Here is a 12,541-nt window from a genome sequence, read left to right on the forward strand (position 1 = left end):
TGAAGTATCTTAATTGTTTAATAAGTAGTTTGTGGAGGATGATCGAGTGAAAGATTATGCACAAAATATTACGCTGTCCAGTGGCAAGCTAAAAGCAGAAGAAGCATATTGGCTGGACAAGCTTGAAGGCCATACGGGCATGAGCGCTTTTCCAGTTGATCATTGGAGCGGCGACGATGCCGTATTGACTGATGACAAAGAAGTGATATCTCGTATATTCCCGGCAGAGTTGTATACAAAGCTGCTGTTGATGAGCAACAAGTCGGATTTTGCCCTCTATATGCTGCTGCTGTCCGGTGTGAAATACGTATTGCATCGCTATGCCAACCAACAAGATATAACGGTTGGCATGCCGATCTTTAAGCAAAAGCAAGAACCGGCCCAGTTATTGAATCGGGTGGTAGCTCTGCGGACACAAGTGGAGACAAGCGAGAGCTTCCGAGCATTTATGCAGCGTATAAAAACGACTGTAACGGAGGCCAACCAGAATCAAAACTTCCCAATCGAAAAGCTTGCGGAACGGTTGTACTGGCCATTAGACGAACAGGCCCAGCCGGTTATTCCAACGATGGTAATGCTGGAGCCGATTCATAATCCGCAGTATGTCGATTCCTTCTCTACGGACATGCTGTTTGTTTTCTCGCATGAGGCAGGACTGCATCTTAATGTGAAATATCGTTCCGATGCGTATAAAGCAGAGACGATCCAACGCATTATGACGCATTTGATTCGTTATTTCTCTCATATTGTTGACTATCCGGGCAGCTCGCTGCTGGAGATTGAGCTTGTGTCAGACGAAGAGAAGAAACAGCTCGTATTCGATTATAATGCTACAGCAGCAGACTATCCGAAGCATACGACGATTCAGCAAACGTTCGAGGAACAAGTGCTAAGAAGTCCGGATGCGACTGCTATCGTATTTGAAGGTCAGTCTTTGACGTATGCGGAATTGAATAAGCGTGCGAATCAGCTTGCCAGCTTGTTAAGAACGAAGGGGGTACAGCCCAATACGTTGGTAGGCATTATGGTCGAACGCTCGATTGAGATGATGGTGGGAATTCTCGCAATTATTAAAGCGGGCGGTGCTTATGTGCCGATTGATCCGGACTATCCGATCGAACGAATTCAATTCATGCTTGAGGATACGGAAACGAAATGGCTGCTAACCCAAAGCTATTTGCAGCGTGATGTCGAGTTTGTCCATGAGCGGATCTATTTGGACGATGCCAGCCTTTATCAAGCTGGGCAAGATCAACTGGACATAATCAATGAAGCGACAGATTTGGCGTATGTGATCTATACATCGGGTACGACAGGCAGGCCAAAAGGAGTCATGATCGAGCACGCCTCTGTGATCAACCGATTGAACTGGATGCAAAAACAGTATGCGATTGATGAGAAGGATACGATTTTGCAAAAAACGCCATTCAGCTTTGATGTATCGGTATGGGAATTGTTCTGGGGATTGTTCGTTGGAGCTAAGGTATGCTTCTTGAAGCCAAAAGGAGAAAGAGAGCCCGAGGCCATCGTAGAAGCTATCCGCAGCAATCAGGTTACGACGATGCATTTTGTGCCTTCGATGCTGAGCATTTTCTTAGAATATATGGGCACGCAGGGTGATTTGGCTGCGGTCAGCAGCTTGCGCCAGGTTTTTGCCAGCGGGGAAGCGCTGCAGGTCTATCAAATGAACCAATTCAATCAAGGGCTGCAGCAGCAAAATGGAACACAATTGATCAACCTGTATGGTCCAACAGAAGCGACAGTAGACGTTTCTTACTTCAATTGCTCAGGTGGGAGCGAGCTTTCAAGTGTACCTATTGGCAAGCCGATAGACAATACGCAGCTATATATTTTGAATAGCGATACAAGCGTACAGCCGCTCGGCGTTGCTGGGGAGCTATACATTGGAGGCGACGGTCTTGCTCGCGGGTATTGGAAGCGGGAGGAATTGACACAGGAGAAATTCGTGGACAATCCTTTTCAGCCGGGGAGCAAAATGTACCGAACGGGCGATTTGGTCCGCTGGCTGCCGGACGGCAATATTGAATATTTGGGCCGAATTGACCACCAAGTGAAAATTCGAGGCCATCGCATTGAGCTCGGCGAAATCGAAGCGGTCTTGCTCGGGCATGAGCAGATTCGTGAAGCAGCGGTCATCGCCTATCAAGAGGAAGCCCATTCAGCTTCATACCTATGCGCCTATGTGGTCTCGGAGCAAGAGCTTACTACACAGGAGCTGAGAGGCTTCGCTGGGGATAAGCTGCCAAGCTATATGGTTCCTTCTTATTTTGTTGCCCTTGCTGCGATGCCGCTTACGCCTAACGGCAAGCTGGATCGGAAGGGCTTGCCCAAGCCGGATGGCAAGTTGACTGGTACTGCCTACACAGCACCACGGAATGAAGTGGAGGAGCAATTGGCTGCGATTTGGCAGGAAGTATTGAAGGTAGAACGGGTCGGGGTACAGGACAACCTGTTCGAGCTTGGAGGACATTCTCTAAAAGCAATAACGTTGGCATCGAAGATTACGCAAGCATTGAACGTTGAACTAACGATCCAGGATATATTCCGACTGCCGACGGTTGAAGAGCTTGCTGCTTATTTGCAAGGGATGGAAGGCAACTCCTTCGAACTTATTCCGGTCGTTGAAGAACGCGCGTATTATCCGGTATCCTCTGCACAAAAACGGCTGCTGCTGCTTCAACAAATTGAAGGTGCAGGCATCACTTATAATATTCCGGGAATATTGCGCATTAAGGGGAGCTTGGATGAAGCACGTCTGAGACAAGCCTTTGATCAATTAATTGAGCGCCATGAGGCTTTGCGTACTTCGTTCGGCTTCGAGCAGGGCGAACCGATTCAGCGAATTCATGCAACTGTTCCGTTTGCAATTGAACGGTTGATTACGGGCTCGACGGATGAGTTTATACGTCCATTTGATTTGGAGCAAGCGCCACTGCTGCGTGTAGGACTGGCTAAGGAAGCTGAGGAGCAGCATCTTCTCTTGTTTGATCTGCATCACATTATTTCCGATGGCGTATCCATGGGAATTATGGTCCGTGAGTTCATGGATTTGTATGCAGGAAAAGAGCTGCCGCCACTTCGGATTCAATATAAGGATGTATCCGTATGGCAGGAGCAGCAGCGCCAAAGTGAGCAACAAAGCAAACAGAAAGCGTATTGGCTCAATCAATTTGCCGATGAAATTCCTGTCCTGTCCTTGCCGCATGATTATCCTCGTCCGCATGTGCAGAACTATGAAGGTAAATTGAAAACCTTTGAATTGGATAAAGCTACGACGGCAGGCTTGCACAAGCTGGCGAAGGAAACAGGAACGACGTTGTATATGATTCTGCTGGCAGCCTATAATGTGCTGCTGTCCAAATACAGCGGGCAAGAGGATATCGTAATAGGAAGCCCGATCGCCGGCAGGACGCGAGCTGAGATGGCGAGCGTATTCGGGGTGTTCATTAATACACTGGTTATGCGGAATCGTCCCACTGGGCAGAAAAGCTTCCGTGAGTTTTTGGCGGAGGTGCAAGCGGGAAGCCTAGAGGCCTATGAACATCAAGACTATCCTTTTGAGGAGCTGGTCGTAGAGCTGAATGTCCCAAGAGATTTGAGTCGGAATCCTTTGTTTGATGTGATGCTGGTGCTGCAAAATACAGAATCGACCGACATGCAGATAGAAGGACTTCAAATGGAGACCTTGCCGTTTAAATATGGGGTATCGAAGTTTGATTTGACGCTTGAGGCTATAGAGGAGAATGAGCAGCTCCAATGCACATGGGAGTATAGGACGAGCCTGTTCAAGACAGCGACGATACAGCGGATGACCGAGCATTTTATTCGAATCGTACAAGAGATTACAGGGCAACCAGACCTGCTGCTGCAGGATATGGAGTGGCTCAGTAAAGAAGAGAAGCAGCAGCTGCAAGCTGACTTCAACGATACGAGGGCGGATTATCCGAAGGATAAAACGATTCAGCAAATGTTCGAAGAGCAGGCGGCGAAGAGTCCAGAGGCAGTTGCAGTCTTATTCGAGGGACAGTCACTAACCTATGCGGAATTGAATCAGCGGGCGAATCAGCTTGCCAGCTTGCTAAGGGCGAAGGGCGTACAGCCGAACACGTTGGTAGGCATTATGGTCGAACGCTCAATTGAGATGATGGTGGGGATTCTCGCAATTATTAAAGCCGGCGGCGCGTACGTGCCGATTGATCCTGATTATCCGATGGACCGGATTCAATTCATGCTGGAGGATACCGAGACTAGATGGCTGTTGACCCAAAGCCATTTGCAGAAAGAAGTCGTTTTTAACGACGAAATTATATATTTGGATGATGCGAGCCTCTATCAAGCAGAGTCAGTTGAGCTGAACTTGATTAATAAGCCGCAGGATTTGGCCTATGTCATCTATACCTCCGGGACAACAGGCAGGCCTAAAGGGGTTATGATTGAGCACGCTTCGGTCATCAACCGATTAAATTGGATGCAAAAGCAGTATGCGATTGATGAGAAGGATACGATTCTTCAAAAGACACCATTCAGCTTTGATGTATCGGTGTGGGAATTGTTCTGGGGGTTGTTCGTCGGAGCGAAGGTATGCTTCTTGAAGCCAAAGGGCGAGAAAGAACCGCAGGCGATCGTCGAGGCCATCCAGAAGCATAAGATTACGACGCTGCATTTTGTGCCGTCGATGCTGAGCATTTTCCTAGAGCATATGGGAACTGACGGCGATCGGCATGCAGTCAGCAGCCTGCGCCAAGTGTTCGCCAGCGGTGAAGCGCTCCATGTCTATCAGATGAATCTATTCAATCAAAGGCTGTATCAGCGGAATGGGACACATTTAATTAATTTGTATGGTCCTACAGAAGCGACGGTGGACGTTTCGTATTTCAATTGCTCAGGCGAGAGCAACTTGGCAAGCGTGCCTATAGGCAAGCCTATCGACAATACCCAGCTGTATATTTTGAATAGCCATGCCCATATCCAACCTATTGGTGTTGCGGGAGAGCTCTACATCGGGGGCGACGGGGTAGCACGAGGGTACTGGAATCGTGAGGAACTGACGAATGAGAAGTTCGTGGATAATCCCTTCCAGCCAGGAAGCAAGCTGTACCGCACGGGTGATTTGGTCCGCTGGCTGCCGGATGGCAACATTGAATATTTGGGACGTATTGATCATCAGGTGAAGATTAGAGGACATCGGATTGAGCTAGGTGAAATCGAATCGACTCTATTGAAGCATACAAGCATAAGCGAAGCAGCTGTTATTGCTTGGGAGGATGAAGGCAAAGCCGGCGCTTACTTATGCGCTTATGTAGTAACTGAGCAAGAGGTGAACATCCAACAGCTGCGCAGCTACTTGGGAGAAGAGCTTCCAAGCTATATGATTCCAGCTTATTTTGTTGAATTGCCCGCCATGCCGCTTACACCTAACGGGAAGCTCGATCGCAAGGGGCTGCCGAAGCCAGATGGTCAAATGATGGCAACCGGGATCGATTACGAAGCGCCAAGAAATGAAGTAGAGAAGCTTCTAGCAGCCATTTGGCAGGATGTACTCGGAGAAAAACAAATTGGCATACGCAACAACTTCTTTGCTAGCGGCGGCGATTCGATCAAAGCGATTCAAGTGTCCTCAAGAATGTATCAGTCCGGCTATCATCTGGAGATGAAGGATTTGTTCCAGCATGCGACGATTGCGGAGCTCGCTCCATACATTAGAACGGCACAGGCGCGAGTGGATCAGAAGGAAGTCACAGGCGAGGTGCGTTTTACGCCAATTCAGCAATGGTTTTTGGAGCAGCCGAGAAAAGCGCACCAGCACTTCAATCAAGCGGTTATGCTGTACCGTGAGAATAGGTGGGATGTGGCGAGGCTTGAGCAGGTGCTGCAAAGGCTAGTGGAGCATCATGATGCTTTGCGCACAGTATATCGGCGAACCGAAGATGGAGTTTCTGCTTATAATCGCGGTATAGGCGAGGGAGAGCTCTATACGCTTCAGGTATACGATATGAAGCTGGAGGACGAGCCCGAAACGAAAATAGAAGCGGCTGTCAATCAACTGCACAGCAGCTTTGATCTAAGCCAAGGACCTCTGGTGAAATGCGGCCTGTTCCAGACTTCGGATGGCGATCATTTGCTCATAGTGATTCATCATCTGGTCGTAGATGGCGTGTCCTGGCGGATTTTGTTCGAGGATTTGGGAACAGCCTATGAACAGCTCAGCCAAGGGAAAGAGATCGAGCTGCCGAAGAAAAGCCATTCCTTCCAGGCTTGGAGCGAAGCTCTTGAGGCATATGCGAACAGTCCGAAGGTACTCAAGCAGTTGGACTATTGGACGGATGCAGAAGCAGCTCAGATCGGCAAACTTCCTTTTGATCATCAGGCGGAAGGCTCGTTACTGAAAGATACAGAGCTGCAAGAGATGACGCTAGGCAAAGAGGAAACGAAGCAATTATTGCAGCAGGTGAACAGTGCCTACAACACGGATACGACGGATGTGCTTATCGCAGCGTTAGGGCTTGCCGTGAGAGAAAGCTTTGGCATAGACAGCATGGCGCTGAATCTGGAGAGGCATGGACGAGAGGGAGATACTCTGCAGCTTGATGTGAGCCGAACGGTCGGCTGGTTCACGGTGCAATATCCTCTTGTATTGCAGTTAGATCAGCATGAGACGCTCAAGGATCAGATTAAAGCAACGAAGGAAATGCTGCATCAGGTGCCACAGAAGGGGATCGGCTACGGCCTGCTCCGTTATTTGACCTCTGATTCTGAAGAACAGAAGAATAGCATCGTGCTTAGGCGTGAGCCAGAAATCAGCTTCAACTATTTGGGGCAATTCGATCAGGATCTTGGCAAGGAGAGCGGCATTCAGTTCTCGCGGTACTCTACGGGCCAATCTCTAAGTCCAGATGAAAAGCTATTGTATGCCTTAGATATTAATGGAGCCATTACGGGCGGCCAATTACAGCTGACGGTTCGCTACAGTACGCAGCAATTCGAGAGTCATACCATTGAAGCTTTCCTAAGCCGTTATGAGGATAAGCTAAGACAAATTATTGCTTACTGTGCAGAGCAAACGACGACTGAACGGACTCCGAGCGATTATAGCTATTCCAACCTATCACTAGCAGCCTTGGAGAGCCTCAACAAAGACATCCAAACGATTGGGGAAATCGAAGATATTTACGAGCTGACCCCAATGCAGCAAGGCATGCTGTTCCATAGCTTGGCTGATCAGCAATCCTATGCTTATTATCAGCAGTTCTCCTTTGACGTCAAAGGGGAGTGGGATACGCATTTATTCGAGACGAGCTGGAACCTGCTATTTACGAGACATGAATCGTTGCGCACGATATTCGCACGTACCGGAATAGATCAGTGGCTGCAAGTTGTGTTGAAGAAAAGAGAGATTCAGCTTGATGTGAAGGATCTGAGCGGCTGCGGGGCTGATCAGCGGCAGCAGATCATTGACCAATATAAGCAGGAAGACAAGGACAGAGGGTTCGACCTCAATAGTCTGGATGCATTAGTAAGAGTCGCCGTATTCCAAGCTGAAGGAAACGCGAACCATGTGGTGTGGAGCATTCATCATATTGTTATGGATGGATGGAGCTTCCCTATCATTGTGAAAGAGCTATTCGAAATTTATGAGGGATTGTATGCTAATCAGCAGCCTGAATTAACCCCGGTATCCTCGTATTACAATTATGTGGAGTGGCTAGGTGCGCAGGAGCCGGCAGAAGCAGAAGCTTATTGGAAACTGTATTTAGCAGGATACGAAGAGCAGGCGCAGCTGCCACAGACAAGAAAGCCGTTACCAGATAAGAGCTATAGCTTGGCGGTAAGCACAATCGTACTCGGAGAATCGTTAACGGGCAAAATCAAAAAAATGGCACAGGATACCCAAGTCACGATGAACATCGTTCTTCAAACGCTGTGGGGCATGTTGCTGCAGCAGTACAATGGGACATCGGATGTCGTATTTGGCTCGGTTGTATCGGGCAGACCGTCTGAGGTGCCTGGCATTGAACAAATGGTCGGCATGTTTATTAATACCATTCCCGTGCGTGTGCAGAGCGAGGACGGGGACAGCTTCGCAGACCTGCTGAAGAAGAATCAGCAGAAGTCACTGCAGTCTGCTCGTTATGATTACAGCCCTTTGTATGCGATTCAATCGCAGAGCGTTCTAAAGCAAGCATTAGTGGATCATATCATGATCTTTGAGAACTATCCGATGGAGCAGGAAATGGAGCAAAGGGGGACAGTGACGAGCCTAAGCGTTGAGAATGTAGAAGTATTCGAGCAAACCAACTATGACTTCAACGTCATTGTCATCCCTGGGGATGAAATAGCCGTTAAATTTAGTTATAACGAGAATGTCTATGATCAGGATAGCATCGAGAGACTGCAAGGCCAGTTCCTGCACCTCACCGAAGAGGCTGTGAATGATCCGAAGGGACTGGTGCAGGCTGCCAGCCTTTTGACAGAAGAGGAAGAGCAGCAGCTCCTTGCCTTCAATGATACGGTACTCGATTATGCTAGCGAGAAAACGATCTATCAATTATTCGAAGAGCAGGTATCGAGAACTCCAGATGCCGTTGCGGTCGTCTGGCAGCAGCAAAGCTTAACGTATGCGGAATTGAACGAGAAGGCGAATCAGGTGGCTCGCTTGTTAAGAGATAAGGGAGTCAAGCCTAATACGCTGGTCGGCATTATGGTCGAGCGTTCGCTTGAGATGATGATCGGAATGGTGGCGATTTTGAAGGCAGGCGGAGCATACGTGCCAATCGATCCTGATTTCCCGGCGGACCGTACTCAGTATATGCTAGAGAGCTCGGAAGCCAAATGGCTGTTGACGCAGCGGTCTTTGCAGGGCAAGATCGATACCCTTGCAGAGAAGATTTGCTTGGATGATGCGAGCCTGTATGAAGGCAACGGAACGAATCTGGAGGGAAGCAACAGCGAGAAGGATTTGGCGTATGTCATCTTTACGTCTGGCTCGACAGGCAAGCCAAAGGGCGTTATGATCGAGCATCGTTCAGCGCATAACTTCATCTGCGGCGTAGCGAGCACGATTGCTATCCAGAACAAAACGATTCTATCGGTCACTACGCTGTCCTTCGATATCTCTATATTGGAGACGGTTCTCGCGCTAACCCAAGGCCTCAAGGTGGTCATTGCGTCCAAAGAAGCGCAGCAGGACCCGCAAAAGTTAGGCCGTTTAATTGAAGAAGAGCAGATTGAGATCGTCCAAATGACGCCTTCACACCTGCGGATGCTGTTGTCTGAGCATGGGGCCTCCTTAAGAGAGGTGAATGCGATTCTAGTGGGCGGCGAGGCGTTCCCGAATGCCTTGCTCAAGGACCTTAAGCAGACGACCCGTGCGCGAATTTATAACATGTATGGACCAACAGAGACGACGATTTGGTCGGCAATTAAAGAGTTAACCGAGGCAGAAGAGGTGGATCTGGGACGCCCGATTGCGAATACGCAGCTGTATATTATGAATAATGAGCTGCGTATGCAGCCGATAGGGGTTGCCGGAGAGCTCTGCATAGGCGGAGACGGCTTAGCCCGCGGCTATTGGCAGCGGGAGGATTTAACACAAGAGAAGTTTGTCGTTAATCCGTATGCTCCAACAACGAACATTTACCGGACCGGGGATTTGGCTCGTCGCTTGCCTGATGGCAGCTTGGAATATTTGGGGCGCATGGATCATCAGGTGAAAATTAGAGGCCATCGCATTGAATTGGGCGAGATTGAGGCCATCCTGCTGGAGCATGCTGATATTGCAGAAGCAGCCGTTGTTGCCAGACAGGAAGAGGATAGTGAAGCGGTCTACCTCTGTGCTTACGTCGTAACGGAAGCTCTGCTGAATGTACATGCTCTTCGGACCTTCCTAGGGGAGAGATTGCCGAATTATATGGTTCCCTCTTTCTTTGTAGAGCTGGAAGCTTTGCCGCTGACACCTAACGGGAAGCTGGATCGAAAAGCGCTGCCGAAGCCGGACGGACAAATGGCAACGGGTGTGGACTACATCTCAGCTCGGAACGAAGTGGAGGAGACGCTGGTTGTTATCTGGAAGGACGTGCTCGGATTAGAGAAGGTTGGCGTGCAGGAAGACTTTTTTGAGCTTGGAGGGCATTCCATTCTTATCACAAAAGTATTTAATCGAATTAAACAGGAATTAACAGATAAAATTACGATGGCAGATGTATTTGACTATGCCACCATTGAAAAAATGGCCAAACGAATAAATGATCTCCTTGCTGCAACGAATGAAGAAGTGACTAGACCATAAAAGGTGAAAAGGGAGTTATTCTATTGAAGCTAATGGCAGAGCATGATACGGATTATGACCAGAAGAAGGCGTATTACTTTATAGCTAGATGCCTGGCTGCTGCAATGTGCACGAAAAACAGCAATTGGGATGATGAGGACTATAAGAAAGGCGTCATTGAGCCTTATAAAAAAGTGCAGGAGCGCTTCTATCAGCTTGAAGCAGCCAATCAATTGCCGACAGTGGAGCAATTAAAAGAAGCGTTTGAAATGGTTCATATGGTGTTCCGCTCAAAGGGAGTCGATCAAGAAGAACAAACACAACGAATAGAGAGGCTTTTGAACGAAACTGGAATGAGGCTATTATTGTCTAGTAAGGGAGATGAAATATGCTAGTTGATATAAAACCAGTCAGAGGTAAAAGCACAGATTGCCTGCAAAGCTTAATTCTTACGGTTCTTACTGGATGGGGGCGTCATTATGAACTAGCTTTTTCAGAATCCATGCTGTTTGATTATCAGCCCGAGAGTGAACATAGTCCACTAATTGGGAAATATATTACTGCCCACCGCTATACCTCTTACGATTTGTTATACGATTATCATGGCTTGGGAATAAAACCGCATAGCTATGACTCGTCAACAGAAGCCTTGAACAGGATTGCGGTTGAATTGGCTGAGAATAAGCCTGTCGTGATCTATTTGAGCTCCTACTGGAATCCATGGGGAGTTGCCTCTTCTTATCAACGTATAGATGCGGCGCATTATTGTTTGGTTATTGGGATTGATGAGGACAATTCACAGCTAGTCTGTGTCGACCCTGTATTTACCCAAAATATTGAGTACCTGCCGTTGGACCATTTCTTAGAAGGAAACAATGGCAGCATAGGATATTTTGAGAATGTAGAGCCCAAGGCGATTGACTGTGAATTATTGCTGCAGCGTATCGCCAAAAAAACGGTAGAGGAAAATAATTATTCCTTATTATTTCAGCTAGCGCAGGATATTGAAGACAGGCTTAATATAGACGAAGAGTTGAAAGGGCATCATGATTTTTGGCAAACTGAAATATTCCAAAAATTAGACATTCTTCGCTACAGCCGATATTATTTTTCGAGGGCGATACACTTCTTATTTGGAGAATGCGTGGAGACTCAACAAAAAATAAAATTGAAAAAGATCTATCATTTATCGGCTAAAATATATGACAAGTGGAAGGCCGTACAGTACTCCATTCAAAAAATTCACGTCGTTCATACCGAAAAGGATGGATCGGAGCTCACTTTGCATATTGCTAACAAGCTGCGACAGGCTGCTGAATTAGAAGGGGTTCTGATGGCATATCTTCAAGAGTCCGTTATTGATGATGCAACGGAGAGCGTTGCTCTTTAATAATAATTAACACTAGTATAGCGAAATGAAGGACACCCTGATTGGGTGTCCTTCATTATTGAGTCAAGGGTTAATTGTCAGAAGAAAATAAAGTATGAGACTGAAAAATAAAGTATTAGACTAGGAAAATAAAGCAATAGACTGGAAACTGGTGCCCGTTGGTTAAGCTAACGGCAGGATAAGGAATTTTTAAAAGGTTATTGATACAATAGAAAGGCGGGAAATTTTTGATAGAAACAAAACGTCTTATAATTAGAGAAATGGTGCAGTCCGATTATGATGCATTGTGCGGAATATTATGTGATGAGGAAGTAATGCGTGCTTCTTATGAAAGTGCATTCAATTTAGAAGAAGCACAAAATTGGCTTAACAGACATCTTAAAAGATATGAAGAATATGGTTTTGGACTTTGGGCTGTTGTATTAAAAGAAACAAACGAAATAATTGTTCAATGTGGCTTGACAATGCAAGGCTGGAGAGAAAAAGAAATTTTGGAAATAGGATTTTTGTTTCAAAAAGCGTATTGGCACAAAGGTTACGCAACAGAAGCGGCAATTGCTTGCAAGGAATATGCTTTCTCAGTTCTTAATGCAAATAGAGTGTATTCTATTATTAGGGACACAAATATAGCCTCTCAAAAAGTTGCTGTTCGAAACGGTATGAATATTATTGATAAAGATACTAAGAATTTTAGGAATATAGATATGGAATTTTTTCTGTATTCTGTAGAGCGAACAAAATGAGCAGGTGAAATTGAAAAAGGTTTCCATGATGAACCCATTCTGTTGGAAATTAAGCTAACGGGAACGTTAGTTCAACAAAGCGGCGGCAGTCTAATACTTTATTTTCTTTGGTATTAATCATGA

4 protein-coding genes are annotated in these 12,541 nt (G+C 46.9%); all 4 read left to right on the plus strand.

Annotation, left to right across the window (positions count from 1 at the left end; genetic code table 11):
- Positions 1–46: 46 nt before the first annotated feature.
- The 4 genes from AC50YO_RS05520 (at position 47) to AC50YO_RS05535 (ending at position 12,418) form a co-directional block, all read left to right on the plus strand.
- The gene (locus AC50YO_RS05520) at positions 47–10,306 is read left to right on the plus strand and encodes an amino acid adenylation domain-containing protein (protein WP_494844211.1); all 10,260 of its coding nucleotides are present in this window, start codon (positions 47–49) and stop codon (positions 10,304–10,306) included.
- Between the two features lie 23 nt (positions 10,307–10,329).
- Positions 10,330–10,680 carry a hypothetical protein gene (locus tag AC50YO_RS05525; protein ID WP_494844216.1) on the plus strand — a complete coding sequence of 117 codons (351 nt, stop codon included), beginning with the start codon at positions 10,330–10,332 and terminating at the stop codon, positions 10,678–10,680.
- Positions 10,674–11,675 carry a C39 family peptidase gene (locus AC50YO_RS05530; protein WP_494844219.1) on the plus strand — a complete coding sequence of 334 codons (1,002 nt, stop codon included), beginning with the start codon at positions 10,674–10,676 and terminating at the stop codon, positions 11,673–11,675. Before AC50YO_RS05525 ends, AC50YO_RS05530 begins: the two co-directional genes overlap by 7 nt.
- Before the next feature lie 227 nt (positions 11,676–11,902).
- The gene (locus AC50YO_RS05535; RefSeq protein WP_494844221.1) at positions 11,903–12,418 is read left to right on the plus strand and encodes a GNAT family N-acetyltransferase; all 516 of its coding nucleotides are present in this window, start codon (positions 11,903–11,905) and stop codon (positions 12,416–12,418) included.
- The last annotated feature ends 123 nt before the right edge of the window (positions 12,419–12,541 follow it).

It is taken from the genome of Paenibacillus sp. J22P59 (assembly GCF_059383895.1).

Excerpts from the sequence above, each read along its gene's own strand:
- AC50YO_RS05530 (WP_494844219.1), top strand. The coding sequence starts at position 10,674 with ATGCTAGTTGATATAAAACCAGTCAGAGGTAAAAGCACAGATTGCCTG.